Raw genomic sequence first — 21,784 nt, 5'->3', positions numbered from 1 at the left:
ACCCAACGGACCGCGAATCCCGAGGGACAAAAAAACCGCCATATTGCTATTGGCGGTTTTTTTATGGCTACGCGTCAGCGTTGTATCAATAGAAATCGCAGGTCGCTTTCTCGGCCTGATCCATCCACACCGGCTTGTCGCTGGTTTTCGCCCAGACGCGGTGCAGGTAGCTGTAAAAACGCGCACGATCTTTCCAGAACAGCATTACCGGCAGGGCCAGCACGCCAGCCACTACGGCGAAAGTGCGACGCATGAACACGATATGAGCCGGATACTCTTTATAAAGATCCATATTTTTCTCCCCTGTAGTTGGGCGGAAACCTTCTCCGGAAAATGTGAAATCTGTGACCTGGATAAAATAATATCGCTTTGCGTGTAATTTTACTACTCATCCGACCACTTATTTTTATTCATTTAGTGAATATTTACATTCACGCCGTAACTAAGTTACAAAAAAGTTAATGATTTACTTATCAATAGTTAAATTGTGGTCTTTCCATTTTTATACTTTTTTTACACCCACCCTTCTGATTTTTGCGAAATCTTTGCGCCGTAAATCCTACCGTTAGCACAACAACAAAAGTCACCCGGAGGTGGATTGTGAGTGCAGGTCTTATTGTCGGCATCGTGCTGGTGTTCCTGTTATTGGGTTATCTGGTCTATGCCCTGATTAACGCGGAGGCATTCTGATGGCTGCTCAGGCGTTTTTGCTTATTGCCAGCTTCTTAGCGGTATTGTTCGTTCTGGCAAGGCCGCTGGGAACGGGGCTGGCCAGGCTTATCAACAACGTCCCCCTGCCCGGCACGGGAAGCGTTGAAAAAGGGATCTGGCGCGTACTGGGAATCGACGATCGGGAGATGAGCTGGCGTGAATATCTGTTCGCCATTCTGCTGCTGAATATCGTTGGGCTTTTTGCACTTTTTGCCATGCTGATGCTGCAGGGTAGCCTGCCGCTGAATCCGCAGCAGTTACCGGGCCTGTCCTGGCACCTGGCGCTGAACACGGCAGTCAGTTTTGTCACCAATACCAACTGGCAGTCCTATGCCGGTGAAACCACGCTGAGCTATTTCAGCCAGATGGCTGGATTAACCGTGCAGAACTTCCTCTCTGCCGCCAGCGGTATCGCGGTGATTTTCGCGCTGACGCGCGCGTTTGCGCGTCAGAAAATCAGTACCCTGGGTAACGCCTGGGTGGATTTAACGCGCATTACGCTGTGGATCCTGCTGCCGATTGCGCTGCTGATCGCGCTGTTCTTTATTCAGCAGGGCGCCCTGCAAAACCTGCAGCCTTACACCCCGTATACTTCGCTTGAAGGAGCAAAACAGATCCTGCCGATGGGGCCAGTGGCGTCGCAGGAAGCCATCAAGATGCTCGGCACCAACGGCGGCGGCTTCTTCAACGCCAACTCGTCGCATCCGTTTGAAAACCCTACCGCCCTGACCAATTTTGTGCAGATGCTGGCGATCTTCCTGATCCCCGCCGCGCTCTGCTTCGCCTTTGGTGATGTGGTCAACGATCGCCGTCAGGGGCGTACCCTGCTCTGGACCATGTCGCTGATCTTCGTGGTCTGCGTGGCGCTGGTGATGTGGGCGGAATGGAGCGGTAACAGCCATTTCATGCCGCTTGGGGCGAACAGCAATATCAATATGGAAGGCAAAGAGAGCCGCTTCGGCATTCTCGCCAGCAGCCTTTATGCAGTCGTCACCACAGCTGCCTCGTGCGGGGCGGTGAACGCCATGCATGACTCTTTCACCGCGCTGGGCGGCATGATCCCGATGTGGCTGATGCAGATCGGCGAGGTGGTGTTTGGCGGCGTGGGCTCGGGTCTTTACGGCATGCTGCTGTTCGTGCTGCTGGCGGTATTTATTGCCGGCCTGATGATTGGCCGCACCCCGGAATACCTCGGTAAAAAAATCGACGTTCGCGAGATGAAATTAACCGCGCTGGCGATTCTGGTCACTCCTGCCCTTGTGCTGCTCGGCACCGCGCTGGCGCTGATGACCGAGGCTGGACGCAGCGGCATCTTTAACCCAGGCATACACGGTTTTAGTGAAGTGCTGTATGCCGTTTCGTCTGCCGCCAACAACAACGGCAGCGCCTTTGCGGGCTTAAGCGCCAACTCCCCGTTCTGGAACTGCCTGCTGGCGTTCTGCATGTTTGTGGGTCGCTTCGGGGTGATTGTGCCGGTGATGGCGATTGCCGGATCGCTGGTGAATAAGAAAATTCAACCGACCACCACCGGGACTTTACCCACCCACGGCGCGCTGTTTATCGGCCTGCTGATGGGTACCGTTTTGCTGGTGGGTGCCCTGACCTTTATCCCCGCCCTCGCGTTAGGCCCGGTCGCGGAAACTCTCTCTTTACGCTGATTTTGCGGAGTATTTGTCATGAGTCGTAAACAACTGGCCCTGCTCGAACCGACGTTAGTTCGTCAGGCGCTTATGGATGCGGTCAAAAAGCTGAGCCCGCGCGTGCAGTGGCACAACCCGGTGATGTTTATCGTCTGGGCGGGCAGCGTCCTGACTACCGCCCTGGCGATTGCCATGGGGACGGGCCACATGCCGGGGAACGCGATGTTCACCGGCGCCATCAGCCTGTGGCTGTGGTTTACCGTGCTGTTCGCCAACTTTGCGGAAGCGCTGGCGGAGGGCCGGAGTAAAGCGCAGGCCAACAGCCTGAAAGGGGTGAAAAAAACGGCGTTTGCGCGGAAATTACGTGAACCGAAATACGGCGCGCAGATGGACCACGTTCCGGCGGATGAGCTGCGTAAAGGCGATGTGGTGCTGGTGGAAGCCGGCGACATCATCCCGTGCGACGGAGAAGTCATTGAAGGTGGCGCATCGGTAGACGAAAGCGCCATTACCGGGGAATCCGCGCCTGTGATCCGTGAATCCGGCGGCGATTTTGCCTCCGTAACGGGCGGCACGCGCATTCTTTCCGACTGGCTGGTGATCCAGTGCAGCGTCAACCCGGGCGAAACCTTCCTCGACCGGATGATCGCCATGGTGGAAGGCGCTCAGCGCCGTAAAACACCTAACGAAATTGCCCTGACCATTCTGCTGGTGGCCTTGACCATCGTCTTCCTGCTGGCAACCGCGACGCTGTGGCCATTTTCCGCCTATGGCGGCACGCCGGTCACCATCACCGTGCTGGTGGCGCTGCTGGTCTGCCTGATCCCCACCACCATCGGCGGCCTGCTGTCGGCCATCGGCGTGGCCGGCATGAGCCGCATGCTCGGCGCTAACGTTATCGCCACCAGCGGGCGCGCGGTTGAAGCCGCCGGTGACGTGGATGTCCTGCTGCTGGACAAAACCGGGACCATCACCCTCGGTAACCGCCAGGCGTCGGATTTCTTACCCGCCCCGGGCGTGGATGAAAAAACGCTGGCGGATGCCGCGCAGCTCTCCTCGCTTGCCGATGAAACCCCGGAAGGACGCAGTATCGTGATCCTCGCCAAGCAGCGCTTTAACCTGCGCCAGCGCGACGTTCAGAGCCTGCATGCCACCTTCGTGCCGTTTACGGCGCAAACCCGAATGAGCGGGATTAACATTCAGGACCGCATGATCCGTAAAGGCTCTGTGGACGCCATTCGTCGCCACATTGAGGCCAACAACGGCCACTTCCCGCCAGAAGTCGACAACCTGGTCGAAAGCGTAGCCCGTCAGGGGGCCACGCCGCTGGTGGTGGCAGAAGGCGCGAACGTGCTGGGCGTGATTGCCCTGAAGGATATCGTCAAAGGCGGCATCAAAGAGCGCTTTGCCCAGCTGCGTAAAATGGGCATTAAAACGGTGATGATCACCGGGGATAACCGGCTTACCGCCGCGGCGATTGCCGCCGAAGCGGGCGTGGATGATTTCCTTTCCGAAGCCACGCCGGAAGCGAAACTGGCGTTGATTCGTCAGTATCAGGCGGAAGGTCGTCTGGTGGCGATGACGGGCGACGGCACCAACGATGCCCCTGCCCTGGCGCAGGCCGACGTGGCGGTGGCGATGAACTCCGGCACCCAGGCGGCAAAAGAGGCGGGCAACATGGTCGACCTCGACTCTAACCCGACCAAGCTGATTGAGGTGGTGCACATCGGCAAGCAGATGCTGATGACGCGCGGTTCGCTAACCACGTTCAGTATCGCCAACGACGTGGCGAAGTATTTCGCCATTATCCCGGCGGCCTTTGCGGCCACCTATCCGCAGCTCAATGCGCTGAACGTGATGCACCTGCACTCTCCGGCATCGGCCATTCTGAGCGCGGTGATCTTTAACGCCCTGATTATTGTCTTCCTGATCCCGCTGGCGCTGAAGGGCGTGAGCTATAAGCCGCTCACGGCGGCCGCCATGCTGCGCCGCAACCTGTGGATTTACGGCCTGGGCGGGCTGGTGGTGCCTTTCATCGGTATCAAGGCTATCGACCTGCTGTTGACCCTGTTCGGGCTGGTTTAAAAGGTGAATCAAATGACGATGTTACGCCCCGCTATACTTTTGTTTATTCTGCTGTCTCTCATTACCGGCGGGCTGTACCCGCTGGTGACCACCGCGCTGGGCCAGTGGTGGTTTAAGGATCGGGCCAACGGCTCGCTGATTATGCAAAACGGTGAAAACCGCGGTTCGCGCCTGATTGGTCAGAACTTTACGGATGCCCGCTACTTCCAGGGACGCCCTTCCGCCACCGCCGAAAGCCCGTATAATCCGATGGCGTCCGGCGGCAGTAACCTGGCGGGCAGCAACCCGGAGCTGGACAAAGCCGTCGCTGAGCGCGTGGCAGCCCTGCGTGCCGCCAATCCGCAGGCCAGCCGTGAAGTGCCCGTCGAGCTGGTAACCGCCTCGGCCAGCGGGCTGGACTACAGCCTGACGCCGGCAGCAGTGGCCTGGCAGATCCCGCGCGTCGCCGCCGCCCGTCAGCTGACCGTCGAACAGGTGAGCAAGCTGGTGGCCGAGCACACGCAAAAGCCGCTGGTCAGCTTCATCGGCATGCCCGTGGTAAATATTGTTGAGCTGAATCTGGCGCTGGACGCGCTAAGGAAAAACTAAATGACCGACGAGCCCATGCGCCCGGATCCGGACAGGCTGCTTGAACAGACGGCTGAAGCCCATCGCGGCAAACTGAAAATTTTCTTTGGCGCCTGCGCGGGCGTCGGGAAAACCTTCGCCATGCTCACAGAAGCCCAGCGACTTCGGGCGCAGGGGCTCGATATTCTGATCGGCGTGGTCGAAACCCACGGACGCAAAGAGACGGCATCGCTGCTGAAGGGGCTGGCTACCCAGCCGCCCCGCCGCATCAGCCACCGCGGTCGGTTAGTCACGGAGTTTGATATTGACGCCGCCCTCGCCCGCCGCCCTGCCCTTATCCTGATGGACGAACTGGCGCACAGCAATGCGCCGGGCTCGCGTCATCCAAAGCGCTGGCAGGATGTTGAAGAGCTGCTCGAAGCCGGCATCGATGTATTCACGACGGTTAACGTTCAGCATCTGGAAAGCCTGAACGACGTGGTAAGCGGCGTGACCGGCATTCAGGTACGGGAGACGGTTCCCGACCCGTTCTTTGATTCTGCCGATGAGGTGGTGCTGGTTGACCTGCCTCCTGACGATTTGCGCCAGCGCCTGCACGAAGGCAAGGTTTATATTGCCGGCCAGGCCGAGCGCGCCATCGAACATTTCTTCCGAAAAGGTAACCTGATTGCCCTGCGCGAGCTGGCCCTGCGGCGTACTGCCGATCGCGTCGACGATCAGATGCGAGCCTGGCGCGATCTGCAGGGACAGGAGCGCGTCTGGCATACGCGGGATGCCATTCTGCTGTGTGTGGGGCACGGCAGCGGCAATGAAAAGCTGGTCCGCACCGCCGCTCGCCTGGCGGCCAAATTTGGCAGCGTCTGGCATGCGGTGTATGTCGAAACGCCGCAGCTGCACGCTCTGCCCGAAAACCAGCGCCGCGCGATCCTGAGCTCGCTGCGCCTGGCGCAGGAGCTGGGTGCCGAAACCGCTACCCTTTCCGATCCGCAGGAAGATAAGGCCATTCTGCGCTACGCGCGGGAGCATAACCTGGGGAAAATTGTCATTGGCCGCCGCCAGCATCGCCGCCGGTTTAGCCGCGAATCCTTCGCCGACAAGCTGGCCCGCCGCGCGCCGGATCTGGACCTGGTGATCGTGGCGCTGGATGATAAACCCGCTCCCCTCCCCAGCCGAGCGCCGGACAGCCGTGCCTTCAGCGATAAATGGCGCATTCAGCTTCGCGGCTGTTTTGTCGCCGTTGTGCTCTGCGCCCTGATCACCATTATCGCCAGCAAATGGCTGATTGCTTTTGATGCGGCCAACCTGGTGATGATCTACCTGCTGGGCGTGGTGGTGGTGGCGCTCTTTTACGGACGCTGGCCGTCGGTACTGGCGACGGTTATTAACGTTATCAGCTTCGACCTGTTCTTTATTGCCCCCCGCGGGACGCTCGCGGTTTCGGACGTACAGTACATCCTCACCTTCGCCGTGATGCTGACCGTCGGGCTGGTGATCGGGAACTTAACGGCTGGCGTGCGCTACCAGGCGCGTATCGCCCGCTATCGCGAACAGCGCACGCGGCATCTTTATGAGATGTCGAAATCGCTGGCGGTGGGCCGCACGCCGCTGGATATTGTGCAGACCAGTGAGCAGTTTATTCGCTCGACGTTTCATGCCAGCAACCTGATTTTACTCCCGGACGAGCACGGCAAGCTGCGCCCGCTGACGTCGGCCTCGGGCATGACGCCCTGGGACGAAGCCATCGCCCGCTGGAGCTTTGATAAAGGGCTACCGGCGGGTGCAGGGACCGACACCTTGCCCGGCGTGCCCTATCAAATCCTGCCCCTGCGCAGTGCCGATAAAAATCAGGGGCTGGTTATCGTGGAGCCCTCCAATCTGCGCCAACTGATGATCCCCGAACAGCAGCGACTGCTGGAGACCTTCACCCTGCTGGTTGCCAGCGCGCTGGAGCGGCTGGCGCTTACCGCCAGCGAAGAGCAAGCCCGGCTGGCAAGCGAGCGCGAAAGCATTCGAAACTCGCTGCTGGCGGCGCTCTCCCACGACCTGCGTACGCCGCTTACCGTCCTGTTTGGGCAGTCGGAAATCCTGACGCTGGACCTGGCGGCGGAAGGTTCAAAACACGCCATGCAGGCCAGCGAAATCCGCCAGCACGTGCTCAATACCACGCGTCTGGTGAATAACCTGCTCGATATGGCGCGGATCCAGTCAGGCGGTTTTAACCTTAAAAAAGAGTGGCTCACGCTCGAAGAGGTGGTGGGCAGCGCGCTGAAAATGCTCGAGCCCGGCCTCGGTGGGCGGCATATTGCGCTGAACATGCCGGAACCGCTGACCTTAATTCACGTCGACGGTCCGCTGTTTGAACGAGTGTTAATTAACCTGCTGGAAAACGCCGGCAAATATGCGGGTGCCAGCGCCCGGATTGGCGTGGATGCGACGGTGGACGATGACACGCTTCGTCTTGACGTCTGGGATACCGGACCGGGCATTCCTGCCGGACAGGAGATGGCTATTTTCGAAAAATTCGCCCGCGGCAATAAGGAGTCTGCCATCCCGGGCGTGGGGCTGGGGCTGGCGATTTGTCAGGCAATCATTGATGTCCATGGCGGAACCATTTTCGCGGAGAATCGTCCGGAAGGCGGCGCGCGTTTTTGTGTTACACTTCCTCTGGAAACCCCGCCAGAACTGAATGAATTACCAGAGGATTTGTGATCAACGTTCTGATTGTTGAAGATGAGATCGCCATTAGCCGGTTTCTGCGCGCTGCGCTGGAAGGCGATGGTCTGCGCGTTCATGATGCGGGTACGCTTCAGCGGGGGTTAATTGAAGCCGCGACCCGCAAGCCGGACCTGGTGATCCTCGATCTTGGCCTGCCGGACGGTGACGGGATCGATTTTATTCGCGAGGTGCGCCAGTGGAGCCAGATGCCGATTCTGGTGCTCTCCGCCCGTACTGAGGAGACGGATAAAATCGCCGCACTGGATGCCGGGGCGGACGACTATCTGATAAAACCTTTTGGTATCGGCGAGCTGCAGGCTCGCCTGCGCGTGGCCCTGCGCCGCCACAGCGCAACCACGCCTGCTGACCCGACCTACACGTTTGGGGATATCCGGGTTGACCTGGCCGCGCGGCGCATTGTGCGCGGTGAAGAAGAAATCCATCTCACGCCAATCGAGTTTCGCCTGCTCGCCGTGCTGCTTAATAATCACGGCAAAGTACTCACCCAGCGCCAGCTGTTAAGTCAGGTGTGGGGACCCAACGCGGTGGAGCATAGTCACTATTTACGCATATATATGGGACATCTTCGCCAGAAACTTGAAGTTGACCCCGCGCGCCCCCGTCATTTATTAACTGAAACCGGTATCGGCTATCGGTTTATGCTTTGAATAACTATTCATTTTATTTTTAAATAAAAACGAAACCCCTCAGAAAATATTTCATAAATAACCCAATCGTTATTTTTTGGATTATTTATGCTCACTTCAAACATTCACAACACAATCCATTAACGTGATATCAACAAATCAGAATTTTGATCTGCGATATTCATCAAAAACGACTATTTATTTCTGTAATGATCGGTTAATGGTGATCTGTTTCACAGTTAATCGCCTTTTCCTGGATAAAATGACCATGCTTTCAATTACTGAAAGGAAAATGAAACATGGAAAACAACAATCGCTTAATGCCCCATATAAGGCGGACAACGCATATCATGATGTTTGCCCACCGAAACTGCTTTGACTTTCATCTCTTTAATGCCCGGTAGTCCTTCGACTTCTGGCGCACTCGCTTACAGGTTATCCTGAAATACCTTATCTTACAGGCAATTGCCTGTGAACTCGTGCGCTCATTCATCTTGATTCAGACTCATCCGCACCGGGCGGACTGAATTTCAATCATCAAAAAAGCAATTCACTGATTTTAATCAGCGGCTACCCTTTGCTTTTTTTCCGGAAAATTATCGATTTCTTTCTTGCAAGAAATCGAGGGACGCTTATTACCTAAAATAAAGAGAGAAAGATGAAAAGTTTAAAAATCGCAGCCAGCCGTGCATGCCCGGACTGCTTTACTACCCAGCGTGAAGTGGTGGATATCCGCGCTTCTGATTATATTGATGTAGCCGCCATTGTTCTGTCGGTGACGGATATTGCCAGCGGTATCCTGGAAGAAATAGAAGCCACCGGTTTTGGCATTCCCGTATTTGTCGCGACGCACAAAGAAGAGATCATCCCGGCAGACTATTTATCACGCATTCACGGCGTATTTGAACATTCGGACACCAGCAACGACTTTTACGGACGCCAGCTGGAAGCGGCCGCGCAGAAGTATGAAACCCAGCTGCGCCCGCCGTTTTTCCGGGCCCTCGTCGACTACGTAAACCAGGGCAACACCGCGTTTGACTGCCCCGGGCATCAGGGCGGGCAGTTTTTCCGCCGTCATCCTGCCGGCAATCAGTTTGTCGATTTCTTTGGCGAAACGCTTTTCCGCTCCGACCTGTGCAACGCCGACGTGGCGATGGGAGATCTGCTGATCCACGAAGGGGCACCGTGCATTGCCCAGCAGCATGCGGCAAAAGTCTTTAACGCCGATAAGACCTACTTCGTGCTGAACGGTACCTCGTCATCCAACAAAGTGGTGCTTAACGCCCTGCTTACCCCAGGCGACCTGGTGCTGTTTGACCGTAATAACCACAAATCTAACCACCACGGCGCGCTGTTGCAGGCGGGGGCAACCCCGGTGTATCTGGAAACCGCGCGCAACCCGTACGGCTTTATCGGCGGCATTGACGCCCACTGCTTTGAAGAAAGTTATCTGCGCGAGCTGGTCGCCGAGGTGGCGCCGGACCGCGCGCGCGATGCGCGTCCGTTCCGTCTGGCGGTGATCCAGCTGGGCACCTACGACGGCACCATCTATAACGCTCGTCAGGTGGTGGATAAGATTGGGCATCTCTGTGATTACATCCTGTTTGACTCGGCCTGGGTGGGCTACGAGCAGTTTATCCCGATGATGGCCGACTGCTCGCCGCTGCTGCTTGAGCTGAACGAAAACGATCCGGGGATTCTGGTCACCCAGTCCGTGCATAAACAGCAGGCCGGTTTCTCCCAGACCTCGCAGATCCACAAGAAGGACAGCCATATCAAAGGCCAGCAGCGCTATGTCCCACATAAGCGGCTCAACAATGCTTTTATGATGCACGCCTCCACCAGCCCGTTTTATCCGCTGTTTGCAGCGCTGGACATTAACGCCCGCATGCATGAAGGGCAAAGCGGCCGCAACATGTGGATGGACTGCGTGGTGACGGGCATTGAGGCGCGCAAGCTGATCCTGGAGAACTGCCGGTTTATTCGTCCGTTCGTGCCGGAGACGGTGGATGGCCGCGCGTGGGAAAGCTGGGACACGGCAGAGATTGCGACCGATCTGCGCTTCTTCCATTTCGTACCGGGTGAACGCTGGCACGCCTTTGAAGGTTACGCTGAGCACCAGTATTTTATCGACCCGTGCAAGCTGCTGCTGACCACGCCGGGCATTAACGCCCGCACCGGCGAATATGACGACTTCGGCGTGCCCGCCACCATTCTCGCCAACTTCCTGCGTGAAAACGGCATCGTACCGGAAAAATGCGACCTCAACTCGATCCTGTTCCTGCTCACCCCTGCGGAGGACATGGGCAAGCTGCAACAGCTGGTGGCGCAACTGGTGCGCTTCGAAAAACTGCTCGAGAGCGATGTTCCGCTGAAAGACGTCCTGCCTTCTCTCTATAAACAGCATCCGGAACGTTACGCGGGCTACACTCTGCGTCAGATCTGCCAGGAGATGCACGACCTGTACGCCCGCCACAACGTGAAGCAGCTGCAAAAAGAGATGTTCCGCAAGTCTCACTTCCCGCGCGTGATGATGAACCCGCAGGACGCGAACTACGCCTATCTGCGCGGTGAAGTTGAGCTGGTCTCCCTGCGCGACGCGGAAGGCCGCATCGCCGCCGAAGGCGCACTCCCTTACCCACCGGGGGTGCTGTGCGTGGTCCCAGGGGAAGTCTGGGGCGGTTCCGTGCTGCGCTACTTTGCCGCGCTGGAAGAAGGCATCAACCTGCTGCCGGGCTTCGCGCCGGAGCTGCAGGGCGTGTACGTCGAGGAGTGTGACGGTCGCAAACAGGTTCGCTGCTACGTCATCAAACAAACCGCCGCTCAGCCATCGCTGCTGAAAGGAGAAAAATTATGAGCAAGTCCAATAAGATGGGCGTGGTGCAGCTGACTATCCTCACCATGGTCAACATGATGGGATCCGGGATTATTATGCTGCCCACCAAGCTTGCCGAGGTTGGAACCATCTCTATCATCTCCTGGCTGGTGACGGCTGTCGGATCGATGGCGCTGGCATGGGCGTTTGCCAAGTGCGGGATGTTCAGCCGTAAGTCAGGCGGGATGGGCGGCTATGCCGAGTACGCCTTCGGCAAGTCCGGCAACTTTATGGCGAACTACACCTACGGCGTGTCGCTGCTGATCGCCAACGTGGCGATTGCCATTTCCGCCGTGGGTTACGGCACGGAGCTGTTTGGCACGACGCTCAGCCCGGTGCAAATTGGGCTGGCAACCATCGGGGTGCTGTGGATCTGCACCGTGGCGAACTTTGGCGGCGCGCGCATCACCGGGCAGCTCTCCAGCATCACCGTCTGGGGCGTGATTATTCCGGTTGTCGGCCTGTGCATTATCGGCTGGTTCTGGTTTAGCCCGACGCTGTACGCCAACTCCTGGAACCCGCATCACGTGCCGTTCTTTACCGCAGTGGGCTCGTCTATCGCCATGACGCTCTGGGCTTTCCTGGGCCTGGAATCCGCCTGCGCGAACGCGGAAGTGGTGGAAAACCCGGAGAAGAACGTGCCGATTGCGGTCCTCGGCGGGACGCTGGGCGCGGCGGTGATCTATATCGTTTCAACCAACGTGATTGCGGGCATCGTGCCAAACATGGATCTGGCTAACTCCACGGCTCCGTTCGGACTGGCCTTTGCGCAGATGTTTACGCCGGAAGTCGGGAAGGTGATTATGGGGCTGATGGTGATGTCCTGCTGCGGCTCGCTGCTTGGCTGGCAGTTCACCATTGCACAGGTGTTTAAATCCTCGGCTGACGAAGGCTATTTCCCGAAAATCTTCTCCCACGTGACCAAAGCGGATGCGCCGGTGCAGGGTATGCTGGCAATTGTTATCTTCCAGAGCGGATTGTCGCTGATGACCATCAGCCCGTCGCTGAACAGCCAGTTCAACGTGCTGGTCAACCTGGCGGTGGTGACGAACATCATTCCATATATTCTGTCTATGGCGGCACTGGTGATCATTCAGAAGGTGGCGAAGGTGGATCCGCACAAAGCGCGAGTCGCGAATATCGTGGCGCTGGTTGGGGCGATATACAGTTTCTATGCGCTCTACTCATCCGGCCAGGAGGCGATGCTGTACGGGGCGATGGTGACCTTTATGGGCTGGACGCTGTACGGTCTGGTGTCGCCGAGATTTGAATTGAAGAATAAGCATAGCTAGGTAAAAGCAAGACGGCAGCCCTTGGGCTGCCGTCTTTATTGTTTTCTCCCTCTCCCTGTGGGAGAGGGCCGGGGTGAGGGCATCAGCCCGCACCAGAATACAACTTATGCGTTTTTCAGCACTTCGCTGACAATCTCTACCGCTTCTTTCTCAATCTGCTGACGGTGCTCAGCGCCGAGGAAGCTTTCACAATAGATTTTGTACGCATCTTCCGTACCGGACGGACGCGCGGCGAACCAGCCGTTTTCGGTCATCACTTTCAGTCCGCCGATAGACGCACCGTTACCCGGTGCCGCCGTCAGACGCGCGGTGATCGGATCGCCTGCCAGGGTGCTTGCGCTGACCATCTCCGGGGAGAGTTTGGACAGGGCAGCTTTCTGCGCAGAGGTCGCGCCAGCCTGGATACGGTTATAGCTTGGCGCACCAAAGCGTGCCGCCAGCTCGTTGTAGTGTTCCTGCGGGTTCTTGCCGGTAACAGCGGTAATCTCCGCCGCCAGCAGGCACATGATGATGCCGTCTTTATCGGTCGACCATGGGGTGCCGTCGAAACGCAGGAAGGACGCGCCCGCGCTCTCTTCGCCGCCGAAGCCAAAGCTGCCGTCGTGCAGACCGTCAACGAACCACTTGAAGCCCACCGGCACTTCCACCAGCTTGCGGCCCAGCGCGTCCACCACGCGGTCGATCATCGCAGAAGAGACCAGCGTTTTACCGACTGCCACCTCTTTGCCCCACTGCGGACGGTGCTGGAACAGATAGTTGATCGCAACAGCCAGATAGTGGTTTGGGTTCATCAGCCCCGCAGGGGTGACGATGCCGTGACGGTCATAGTCCGGGTCGTTAGCAAACGCCAGGTCGAATTTATCGCGCAGCGCCAGCAGGCCCGCCATCGCGCACTCGGAGGAGCAGTCCATACGGATCGCGCCGTCTTTGTCCAGGTGCATAAAGCGGAAGGTCTGATCGACGTGATCGTTCACGATGGTCAGATCCAGCTTGTAGTGCTCGGCGATGCGCTTCCAGTACTCAATACCGGAGCCGCCCAGCGGATCCACGCCCAGCTTCAGGCCGGCTTTCTGAATCGCCGCCATATCGACGATATCCGCCAGCCCTTCCACGAACGGCTGAACCAGATCCTGCTCTTTCACGTGGCCGGAGGCCATCGCCTCATCAAGAGAAATACGTTTAACGCCTTTCAGGCCGTCGGCCAGCAGCGCGTTTGCGCGATCTTCCACCACTTTGGTGACGTTAGTGTCAGCCGGGCCGCCGTTAGGTGGGTTGTATTTGATACCACCGTCTTCCGGCGGGTTGTGGGATGGTGTAATGACGATACCGTCAGCCTGCGCGCCACCTTTTTTATTGTGCACAAGGATCGCGTTTGATACCGCCGGTGTTGGAGTAAACCCATTGTTCTCCTGAACAATCACGTCCACACCGTTCGCCGCCAGCACTTCCAGCACGGAAATAAATGCCGGTTCAGACAGCGCATGGGTATCTTTGCCCACGTAGCACGGACCGGTAACGCCGTTTTTAGCGCGCTCTTCCGCAATGGCCTGAGCAATGGCCAGAATGTGCGGTTCGTTAAAGCTGTGGCGCGCCGCGCTGCCGCGGTGACCAGATGTACCAAACTTCACTGCGTGTTCTGCGTTGCCCACGACCGGTTTCAGCACGTAATACTGCGCGGTCAGCTGAGCGACGTTAATCAAATCGCTTTGTTGTGCAGGTTGGCCTGCACGGCTGTGATTTGCCATTACCGGGTCCTTATGATGCAAGGGTTAAATTGTACCGCAAACCTTTTCAATCAATTCCGCCGGGAACTGCATGGACTGCATGATGTGTTCAATCATGCTGCACTTGCGGCCCGTATTGGTATTGGTGATCACCCAGTACGGGGTGCCAGGGACATGTTTAGGTTTGGTTTGATTGCCATTTTGCAGCAGCGTCTGCTCGTCGCCCGCGAAATAGACGCGGGTACGGCCGTGCAGCGACTCGGTCGCTTCAGCAAACGCTTTGTTATCCAGGGAGTAAAGTGTAGACAGCACCAGCATAAAACGGTTGACCGCCTTTTTCTGCTCCGCATATTCGTCGGACAGCAGCAGCTCGCGCATCGCGCGTACTTTATCTTTTACCGGCGTCACGGCAGGTTTTGCTTGTGCAGCAACGCTCGGCTGAGACACGACATCTTTGGTAACTGGGGTGGCAGGCTGTGAAGCGGCGGAAATTTTAAGCATGCGCCGTAAAATGTCGGACGCGCTCTCCCCGATATGCCGCGTCTGGCTGGCAATATACTGATAGAGTTCGTCATCAACTTCGATTGTTTTCATCTTAATCCAGTGCGATATCTTATCTGAATACAAGTCATTGGGATTATAAGGTCAAATCCCAACAGCGGATAGCGTCAAACCAGGTTGGCGGCAAAAGTCAGATTAAACTGGAACCTTGCAGCCGGGCGGCAGAATGGTCAACATGATACCCTAACCTGACATACGTAAAAAAAGAACTTTGCCATGAAATTGAATACCCGAGCGCAAACTGCACAATCGCCGAACAATAATTCCCCCATCGTGCTGGTTCATGGGCTTTTTGGCAGCCTGGATAACCTCGGCGTGCTGGCCCGCGATTTGGTTACCGATCGCGATATTTTGCAGGTCGATATGCGCAACCACGGGCTTTCCGGCCGCTCAGACGAAATGACCTATGCGGCAATGGCGCAGGATCTGCTGGATACGCTGGACGCGCACAACCTGCAAAAGGTGACCCTCATAGGGCATTCAATGGGCGGTAAAGCGGTTATGGCGCTCACCGCGCTGGCGCCAGAGCGAATTTCCGGACTTGTCGTGATTGACGTTGCGCCCGTGAACTACGACGTTCGCCGTCACGATGAGATTTTCGCGGCGATCAATGCGGTAACCGAAGCTGGCGTTTCCACACGTCAGCAGGCGGCAGCGGTTATGCGTGAATATCTTGATGAAGAAGGCGTGGTGCAGTTCCTTTTGAAATCGTTTGTTGACGGGCAATGGCGTTTTAACGTGCCGGTGCTGTGGGACCAGTACAACAACATCGTGGGCTGGGAAACCGTCCCCGCCTGGCCGCACCCTACCCTCTTTATTCGCGGCGGTAACTCTCCTTATATAACCGACGCCTACCGCGACACGCTGCTGGCACAATTCCCGCAGGCGCGCGCCCACGTGATTGCCGGTGCCGGGCACTGGGTGCATGCGGAAAAACCGGATGCTGTACTGCGCGCCATTCGCCGCTATCTCGCTGATACTGCAAATTGATTAAAAAGAGAGCGACTGGAAGGCTGCGGGCTTCCAGTCGTTGGCGTGCCGTTTTTGGTGATGTATGATGGCGCGCTTATCGCCCGGGCTTTAGCAGGGCGGCGTGTTTCCCCCGAAGTCTCATAATCATGGCCAAAGAACAAACGGACCGTACGACACTAGATCTGTTCGCGAATGAGCGTCGACCGGGACGACCGAAAACGAATCCGCTTTCGCGCGATGAACAGCTGCGTATCAATAAACGCAATCAGCTTAAACGCGATAAAAATCGTGGGCTTAAGCGTGTCGAACTGAAGCTCAACGCCGACGCTGTCGATGCGCTTAACGAGCTGGCAGAGGCGCGTCATATCAGCCGCAGCGAGCTTATTGAAGAGATGCTCATCGCCCAACTTGAGACGCTACGCAGCCAGGCATAAGTCTGAAAAACCCCTTTATCGCCCTTTTCATGTAGCACAGAGTGCAGTCCTGCGCGATAGCGGTTTCCGCAAGGTTGCCAGTTCTGCTATTATTGCCCTTATCCGTGGCCGAATTGCGCCACCATACCATTAAGTTTCAAGAGGTTATTTTACTCATGGCAATCATCGGCATTTTCTTCGGCAGTGATACCGGCAATACCGAAAATATCGCAAAAAACATTCAGAAACAGCTCGGTAAAGACGTTGCTGATGTGCATGACATCGCCAAGAGCAGCAAAGAAGATCTCGAGGGCTATGACATTCTGCTGCTGGGTATTCCAACCTGGTACTACGGTGAAGCCCAGTGCGACTGGGACGATTTCTTCCCGACGCTGGAAGAGGTGGACTTCAACGGTAAGCTGGTCGCACTGTTTGGCTGTGGCGATCAGGAAGACTATGCAGAGTACTTCTGTGATGCGCTGGGGACGATTCGCGACATCATTGAGCCTAATGGCGCGGTTATTGTTGGCCACTGGCCGACTGCCGGTTACCACTTCGAAGCCTCTAAAGGCCTGGCCGATGACGATCATTTTGTCGGACTTGCCATTGACGAAGACCGTCAGCCAGAACTGACGGCAGAGCGCGTAGAGAAGTGGGTTAAGCAGATCCGCGAAGAACTGCACCTGGACGCTATTCTCAACGCCTGATTTTTATACGGCGCAACGCAGGTTGCGCCCGTTTTCCAGGTAAAACCGATTAAATTAATTGCTACAAACTTTTAACTTTTTCGCCCAGACCTGTACAATGTCTCCCTGGTAAAATGTGGTTTCCATTGAGCAAGTTTGTTGGTGATACCACGTTTTTATAAGCATACTTTGCCTGAGACTTGCAGTTTTCATTTAGGCATGGCAGTTCTATAATGAGACGCATTATCCCGGGTGCATTTTCTGTCACTTCCTATAGAAGTGAATCGTTTAGCAACAGGACAGATTCCGCATGACTGACAACAATACCGCATTAAAGAAGGCTGGCCTGAAAGTAACGCTTCCTCGGTTAAAAATCCTGGAAGTGCTTCAGGGTCCAGACAATCACCATGTCAGTGCGGAAGACCTTTATAAACGTCTTATCGACATGGGTGAAGAGATTGGGCTGGCCACCGTATATCGCGTGCTGAACCAGTTTGATGACGCGGGCATTGTTACCCGTCATAATTTCGAAGGCGGTAAATCTGTATTCGAACTGACCCAGCAGCATCACCACGATCACCTGATCTGCCTCGACTGCGGCAAGGTCATTGAATTTAGCGATGATTCCATCGAAGCGCGTCAGCGTGAAATCGCAGCTCGTCATGGCATTCGCCTGACCAACCACAGCCTGTACCTTTACGGTCACTGCGCTGAAGGTGACTGCCGCGAGAATGAACACGCTCACGACACAAAATAAGTTAGCGTTCATACTCTGAGCCAGCCGCAAGGTTGGCTTTTTTTTGCATTAAAAAAGCCCGGTAAGCAAAGTGCCACCGGGCGTAAAACAACTTATTTGTTGTTATTGCGTATCTCGTCCCAGATCTTATCGCAACGCTTCGCCACTTCCTGATCGTTACCGGTTTTACGTGCCTGGATACAGGCCTGATAATCCATCACGCGAACATTCTCCTGCGTTGCGAACGCCTCATGCGCTTTATCTTTCTTCAGCACATTTAGCACGCTCTGGCAGGCTTCAATTTTCTCAGGCGATCCTTCCGCGGTATTAATACAGGCGCTATACGCTTCCTTCAGACGGGCGTCCTCTTTCGGCGCCTGAGTCTGAACACACGCCACCAGCCCTGATGCCATCAGCGCGACGATTACGATTTTTTTCATCATGTGCAGTCTCCAGACCGGCGGGACTCAGCCCGCCGGTGTGCTCATCAGAAGATGGTGAATGGGGCGATAACCATGAATTTGACGTCACGTTCATCCTGGAAGATGTTGCCGTAACCGCCCGCATAGCTTGGGATATCGGAGTGGTTGTCATACTGGGTGAAGTGCAGCTTGAACATCGTGCCCTTCGCGCGGCCATCCTGCAGGGTGTAGATAGCATCCAGGCTGTAGGAGGACTCCTTCAGGCGATAGTTTGGATCGTAGTACGCATCCGGCGTCGCCATATCAGCAGGTTTTGCATCCCAGGCATAAGCGTAAGAAGCGCCCACCGCCCAGCCCGGCAGGTTCCAGTTTTTCAGGTCATACATAGCGCCGAAGAAGACCGCTTTCTCGCCGTCGGCGTTGAAGTCGGAGCGGTTATCCCACCAGATATCCAGACGACCGTTGGATGAGGCATAGGTCGGCGTCATACGCTGCAGGAAGTAGCCCTGCTGCCCTTCCGCCTTCACCCACGTTCCTTCCAGACGCAAATCAACCTGGCCTACTTTGTAGCCGAAGGTCAGCGCCTGCAGCCACGCGGTGCCGTTATAAATGTCATTTACGCTGCCATCGCTGACCTTATCGCGCGTACCGTAGAACTGGTAGCTGGTGCTCAGCGGGCTACCGGCGATATCAAATTTGTAGCTGGCTTTTGCAAAGTACTGATCGATATAGCCTTCCGCCTGACCAAATGCGGCTTCCAGAACCAGATCGTTTTTAAAGTCGTACTTCGCGCCCAGCGAGTGGAGGTAATCGACTTTGGTTTTCTTATCGTTCTGGTAGAACTTGTCCATCTCAATGTGCCACGGCGCTTTGTACTCGTTGGTCCACATATAGGAGAAGCTCAACGCACCTGCATCGCCGTAGTCAAAGTTAGCCCCGGCTTCTGCCCCCTGATAGGTACCAGGCATAAAGCTCCAGTGCGGCGCTAACAGCGTCTGGCCGGTTGGCTGAATATACCCCCCGCGCGCCCACACCGGGCCGTATTTAAATTTCGCTGCGGCCTTATAAAGGCTGATACCGCTTTTATCTCCGGACCAGTCTTCGTCATAGGCTTTATTGCTGGAGGAGAAGGCAATTTCGTTCGGGTGGCCGCTGTCGCCGTTTTCAGCCATTTCAATTGCGGTGAATGCGGCGATATCCAGACCGAACATATCGGCGGCGTAGCCTGACTGGAAGTCCAGGTTGGCGTTCCAGGTGGAGTGAGAGAGGTTGGTTTTGTATTTATCTTCTGTGACATCTTTACGGTCACGTTCACGCTGCCAGTAATAAATACCGCCAGTGAGGGTAGAATCTTCGATGAAACCTGCTGCTTTCGCCTCTGGTGTCACCACCAGGCCCGACATTGCTGTCACACCGGCAATAGCCAGCGCCAGCGCACTACGTTTGCCACTGAACGTACGCATAGATTATTCCTCTTTGACGAATTAAAGCGCCTTAAACGGCGAAAATAGAAAAGACCAAAGGTCAGGGGTAGTTATAAATACCCTCGAATTAACTACCGTCTTTAGGTTATTTTTCGCGACGCGAATTATCAATGCTTTTCGGTGGGCAAAAGTCAGGATTATGACGAAGTGCACATAATTGGTAGTGCTTTGTAACATTTAACCGGAAGCGAGGTATGACGGGGGTAAAACAGGCAATTTCTGCGAATGATATCGTTAAAAAAGCCGTATTTTCCTTTATTCGCCATTTCATATAACAGACAAACTTTTTTTAGAAAAATAAGTAGCACCACATTGACCTAAATTTTTAGCTGGTCTAATTATGGGCCTACTTTAACGATATGATCATTAAACAAAAAAACGCCGCTATAAGCGGCGTTTGTTTCTCATTGACCAGTGCAGCGTTATTATTCGCCGATCTTCGTCCAGGTATCACGCAGACCTACGGTACGGTTAAATACCGGCTTTTCTGCTGTGCTGTAACGGCTGTCCAGGCAGAAGTAACCTTCACGCTCGAACTGGAACGCTTTGCCCGCTTCAGCGGCTTTCAGCGATGGCTCCGCATAACCCTGCTTGATCACCAAAGATTCCGGGTTGATCGTCGCCAGGAAGTCTTCAGCCGCGCCCGGGTTAGGCACGCTAAACAGACGATCGTACAGACGAATTTCTACCGGTAGCGCGTGGGAAGCGCTCACCCAGTGGATCACGCCTTTCACCTTGCGGCCATCAGCCGGATCTTTGCTCAGCGTCTCTGCGTCGTACGAACAGAAGATGGTGGTGATGTTACCTTCTGCATCTTTCTCTACGCGCTCGGCTTTAATGACGTAGGCGTTACGCAGACGAACTTCTTTACCCAACACCAGACGCTTGTACTGCTTATTGGCTTCTTCACGGAAGTCAGCACGGTCGATCCAGATTTCACCGCTGAACGGCACGTCGCGGCTTCCCATTTCCGGTTTGTTCGGATGGTTAGGCATGGAAACCAGCTCGCTTCCACCCTGCGGGTAGTTTTCGATAACCAGTTTCACCGGATCGATAACGGCCATCGCGCGCGGGGCGTTTTCGTTGAGATCTTCACGAATGCAGGATTCCAGAGACGCCATTTCGATGGTGTTGTCCTGCTTGGTCACGCCGATACGTTTGCAGAACTCGCGAATAGAGGCGGCAGTATAACCGCGACGGCGCAGACCAGAGATGGTTGGCATCCGCGGATCGTCCCAGCCTTCAACGTGCTTATCGGTCACCAGCAGGTTCAGCTTACGCTTGGACATCACGGTGTATTCCAGGTTCAGACGAGAGAACTCGTACTGACGCGGGTGCACAGGAATGGTGATGTTATCCAGCACCCAGTCGTACAGACGACGGTTGTCCTGGAACTCCAGCGTACACAGCGAGTGCGTAATGCCTTCCAGCGCATCGCTGATACAGTGGGTGAAGTCGTACATCGGGTAGATGCACCACTTGTTGCCGGTCTGGTGGTGTTCTGCGAACTTAATGCGGTACAGCACCGGATCGCGCATCACGATAAACGGCGATGCCATGTCGATTTTGGCACGCAGGCACGCTTTGCCTTCTTCGAAGCCACCGGCACGCATTTTTTCAAACAGCGCCAGGTTCTCTTCCACGCTGCGGTCGCGGAACGGGCTATTTTTACCCGGCGCGGTCAGCGTACCGCGATACTCGCGAATTTCGTCAGCAGATAGCTCGTCGACGTATGCCAGGCCTTTGCCGATCAGCTCCACCGCGTAGGCATACAGCTGATCAAAATAGTCAGAGGAGTAGCAGATATCGCCAGACCAGTTGAAGCCCAGCCATTGCACGTCGTTTTTAATGGACTCAACGTATTCGATGTCTTCTTTTACTGGGTTGGTGTCATCGAAACGCAGGTTGCACTGCCCCTGGTAATCTTGCGCAATGCCAAAGTTCAGGCAGATCGATTTCGCGTGACCAATGTGCAGGTAGCCGTTCGGCTCCGGCGGGAAACGCGTATGTACCGTGGTGTGCTTACCACTGGCCAGATCTTCATCGATGATCTGACGAATAAAGTTACTCGGGCGGGCTTCTGCCTCACTCATCGTGGATTCCTCAAAGCGTAAACAACGTATAACGGCGTATGATCTTATAAGCCGGTCGTAGTGACAACCCTTAGTTACGGAAAATACGTATCAGATGAAAATAATGGGGGCGTTTGCTGCAAAAAAAAGCGGCGGAGGATATCCCCCGCCGCTTAAGGCAT

At 55.7% G+C, this 21,784-nt stretch carries 19 protein-coding genes; 13 read left to right on the top strand and 6 right to left on the bottom strand.

Going from position 1 to position 21,784, the window contains the following annotated elements; genetic code table 11:
* Positions 1-85 precede the first annotated feature (85 nt).
* Entirely contained in the window at positions 86-292 is a 207-nt protein-coding gene (locus UTO39_RS08330; RefSeq protein ID WP_061098857.1) for a YbfA family protein, read from the bottom strand.
* A gap of 308 nt (positions 293-600) precedes the next feature.
* On the opposite strand from UTO39_RS08330, the gene kdpF reads away from it, so the two are divergent.
* The 9 genes from kdpF (at position 601) to potE (ending at position 12,532) form a co-directional block, all read left to right on the top strand.
* Complete coding sequence (kdpF, locus tag UTO39_RS08325) at positions 601-690, top strand: K(+)-transporting ATPase subunit F (RefSeq protein WP_260660840.1); 90 nt, start codon at positions 601-603, stop codon at positions 688-690.
* A complete protein-coding gene (gene kdpA, locus UTO39_RS08320) occupies positions 690-2,369 on the top strand; it encodes a potassium-transporting ATPase subunit KdpA (protein ID WP_320726937.1) in 1,680 nt (559 codons plus the stop codon). Before kdpF ends, kdpA begins: the two co-directional genes overlap by 1 nt.
* 18 nt (positions 2,370-2,387) lie before the next feature.
* Positions 2,388-4,436 carry a potassium-transporting ATPase subunit KdpB gene (kdpB, locus tag UTO39_RS08315; protein WP_320726936.1) on the top strand — a complete coding sequence of 683 codons (2,049 nt, stop codon included), beginning with the start codon at positions 2,388-2,390 and terminating at the stop codon, positions 4,434-4,436.
* A 12-nt stretch (positions 4,437-4,448) separates the two neighbouring features.
* The gene (kdpC, locus tag UTO39_RS08310; RefSeq protein WP_061098861.1) at positions 4,449-5,024 is read left to right on the top strand and encodes a potassium-transporting ATPase subunit KdpC; all 576 of its coding nucleotides are present in this window, start codon (positions 4,449-4,451) and stop codon (positions 5,022-5,024) included.
* Positions 5,025-7,712 (top strand): two-component system sensor histidine kinase KdpD, encoded by a 2,688-nt coding sequence (gene kdpD / locus UTO39_RS08305; RefSeq protein ID WP_320726935.1) that lies wholly within the window; start codon positions 5,025-5,027, stop codon positions 7,710-7,712.
* On the top strand, positions 7,709-8,386 hold the full coding sequence (gene kdpE / locus UTO39_RS08300) for a two-component system response regulator KdpE (protein ID WP_008501074.1): 678 nt from the start codon (positions 7,709-7,711) through the stop codon (positions 8,384-8,386). Before kdpD ends, kdpE begins: the two co-directional genes overlap by 4 nt.
* A 278-nt stretch (positions 8,387-8,664) precedes the next feature.
* Positions 8,665-8,769, top strand: a complete 105-nt coding sequence (gene speFL / locus UTO39_RS08295; RefSeq protein WP_003858645.1) for a leader peptide SpeFL — start codon at positions 8,665-8,667, stop codon at positions 8,767-8,769.
* Positions 8,770-9,023: 254 nt separating this feature from the next.
* Positions 9,024-11,222, top strand: a complete 2,199-nt coding sequence (gene speF, locus UTO39_RS08290) for an ornithine decarboxylase SpeF (RefSeq protein ID WP_320726934.1) — start codon at positions 9,024-9,026, stop codon at positions 11,220-11,222.
* The gene (potE, locus tag UTO39_RS08285) at positions 11,219-12,532 is read left to right on the top strand and encodes a putrescine-ornithine antiporter (protein ID WP_320726933.1); all 1,314 of its coding nucleotides are present in this window, start codon (positions 11,219-11,221) and stop codon (positions 12,530-12,532) included. Before speF ends, potE begins: the two co-directional genes overlap by 4 nt.
* Before the next feature lie 104 nt (positions 12,533-12,636).
* On the opposite strand, the gene pgm is transcribed toward potE, so the two are convergent.
* Entirely contained in the window at positions 12,637-14,277 is a 1,641-nt protein-coding gene (gene pgm / locus UTO39_RS08280) for a phosphoglucomutase (alpha-D-glucose-1,6-bisphosphate-dependent) (protein ID WP_028012364.1), read from the bottom strand.
* A gap of 24 nt (positions 14,278-14,301) precedes the next feature.
* Entirely contained in the window at positions 14,302-14,850 is a 549-nt protein-coding gene (seqA, locus tag UTO39_RS08275) for a replication initiation negative regulator SeqA (RefSeq protein WP_028012363.1), read from the bottom strand.
* Between the two features lie 183 nt (positions 14,851-15,033).
* Between seqA and ybfF the strand changes: the two genes are divergently transcribed.
* The 4 genes from ybfF to fur all read left to right on the top strand — a co-directional run bounded on the left by ybfF (position 15,034) and on the right by fur (position 17,645).
* On the top strand, positions 15,034-15,807 hold the full coding sequence (ybfF, locus tag UTO39_RS08270; protein ID WP_320726932.1) for an esterase: 774 nt from the start codon (positions 15,034-15,036) through the stop codon (positions 15,805-15,807).
* A gap of 128 nt (positions 15,808-15,935) precedes the next feature.
* Positions 15,936-16,223, top strand: coding sequence for a LexA regulated protein (gene ybfE, locus UTO39_RS08265; protein ID WP_061098866.1), 288 nt, complete (start codon positions 15,936-15,938; stop codon positions 16,221-16,223).
* 155 nt (positions 16,224-16,378) lie between these two features.
* Positions 16,379-16,909, top strand: a complete 531-nt coding sequence (gene fldA / locus UTO39_RS08260; protein WP_061098867.1) for a flavodoxin FldA — start codon at positions 16,379-16,381, stop codon at positions 16,907-16,909.
* A 289-nt stretch (positions 16,910-17,198) separates the two neighbouring features.
* Positions 17,199-17,645, top strand: coding sequence for a ferric iron uptake transcriptional regulator (gene fur, locus UTO39_RS08255; RefSeq protein WP_028012361.1), 447 nt, complete (start codon positions 17,199-17,201; stop codon positions 17,643-17,645).
* 92 nt (positions 17,646-17,737) lie between these two features.
* On the opposite strand, the gene chiQ is transcribed toward fur, so the two are convergent.
* From chiQ to glnS, 3 genes are all read right to left on the bottom strand, one after another.
* Positions 17,738-18,064 carry a ChiQ/YbfN family lipoprotein gene (gene chiQ, locus UTO39_RS08250; protein ID WP_061099693.1) on the bottom strand — a complete coding sequence of 109 codons (327 nt, stop codon included), beginning with the start codon at positions 18,062-18,064 and terminating at the stop codon, positions 17,738-17,740.
* Between the two features lie 47 nt (positions 18,065-18,111).
* Positions 18,112-19,509 (bottom strand): chitoporin ChiP, encoded by a 1,398-nt coding sequence (gene chiP / locus UTO39_RS08245; RefSeq protein WP_028012359.1) that lies wholly within the window; start codon positions 19,507-19,509, stop codon positions 18,112-18,114.
* A gap of 446 nt (positions 19,510-19,955) precedes the next feature.
* Positions 19,956-21,623, bottom strand: a complete 1,668-nt coding sequence (glnS, locus tag UTO39_RS08235) for a glutamine--tRNA ligase (protein ID WP_320726931.1) — start codon at positions 21,621-21,623, stop codon at positions 19,956-19,958.
* Positions 21,624-21,784: the final 161 nt, after the last annotated feature.

Origin of the sequence: Enterobacter sp. 118C5 (assembly GCF_034107645.1) — a bacterium.
Lineage (GTDB): Bacteria > Pseudomonadota > Gammaproteobacteria > Enterobacterales > Enterobacteriaceae > Enterobacter > Enterobacter nematophilus.
Note: the sequence above shows the minus strand (reverse complement) of the source record. Positions and strands in the feature narration are given on the sequence as shown.

Bases quoted from the DNA above. Each gene is read 5' to 3' on its own strand.
- UTO39_RS08330 (WP_061098857.1), bottom strand. From the start codon at position 292: ATGGATCTTTATAAAGAGTATCCGGCTCATATCGTGTTCATGCGTCGC.
- kdpA (WP_320726937.1), top strand. From the start codon at position 690: ATGGCTGCTCAGGCGTTTTTGCTTATTGCCAGCTTCTTAGCGGTATTG.
- kdpB (WP_320726936.1), top strand. From the start codon at position 2,388: ATGAGTCGTAAACAACTGGCCCTGCTCGAACCGACGTTAGTTCGTCAG.
- kdpC (WP_061098861.1), top strand. From the start codon at position 4,449: ATGACGATGTTACGCCCCGCTATACTTTTGTTTATTCTGCTGTCTCTC.
- kdpD (WP_320726935.1), top strand. From the start codon at position 5,025: ATGACCGACGAGCCCATGCGCCCGGATCCGGACAGGCTGCTTGAACAG.
- speFL (WP_003858645.1), top strand. From the start codon at position 8,665: ATGGAAAACAACAATCGCTTAATGCCCCATATAAGGCGGACAACGCAT.
- speF (WP_320726934.1), top strand. From the start codon at position 9,024: ATGAAAAGTTTAAAAATCGCAGCCAGCCGTGCATGCCCGGACTGCTTT.
- potE (WP_320726933.1), top strand. From the start codon at position 11,219: ATGAGCAAGTCCAATAAGATGGGCGTGGTGCAGCTGACTATCCTCACC.
- pgm (WP_028012364.1), bottom strand. From the start codon at position 14,277: ATGGCAAATCACAGCCGTGCAGGCCAACCTGCACAACAAAGCGATTTG.
- seqA (WP_028012363.1), bottom strand. From the start codon at position 14,850: ATGAAAACAATCGAAGTTGATGACGAACTCTATCAGTATATTGCCAGC.
- ybfF (WP_320726932.1), top strand. From the start codon at position 15,034: ATGAAATTGAATACCCGAGCGCAAACTGCACAATCGCCGAACAATAAT.
- ybfE (WP_061098866.1), top strand. From the start codon at position 15,936: ATGGCCAAAGAACAAACGGACCGTACGACACTAGATCTGTTCGCGAAT.
- fldA (WP_061098867.1), top strand. From the start codon at position 16,379: ATGGCAATCATCGGCATTTTCTTCGGCAGTGATACCGGCAATACCGAA.
- fur (WP_028012361.1), top strand. From the start codon at position 17,199: ATGACTGACAACAATACCGCATTAAAGAAGGCTGGCCTGAAAGTAACG.
- chiQ (WP_061099693.1), bottom strand. From the start codon at position 18,064: ATGAAAAAAATCGTAATCGTCGCGCTGATGGCATCAGGGCTGGTGGCG.
- chiP (WP_028012359.1), bottom strand. From the start codon at position 19,509: ATGCGTACGTTCAGTGGCAAACGTAGTGCGCTGGCGCTGGCTATTGCC.
- glnS (WP_320726931.1), bottom strand. From the start codon at position 21,623: ATGAGTGAGGCAGAAGCCCGCCCGAGTAACTTTATTCGTCAGATCATC.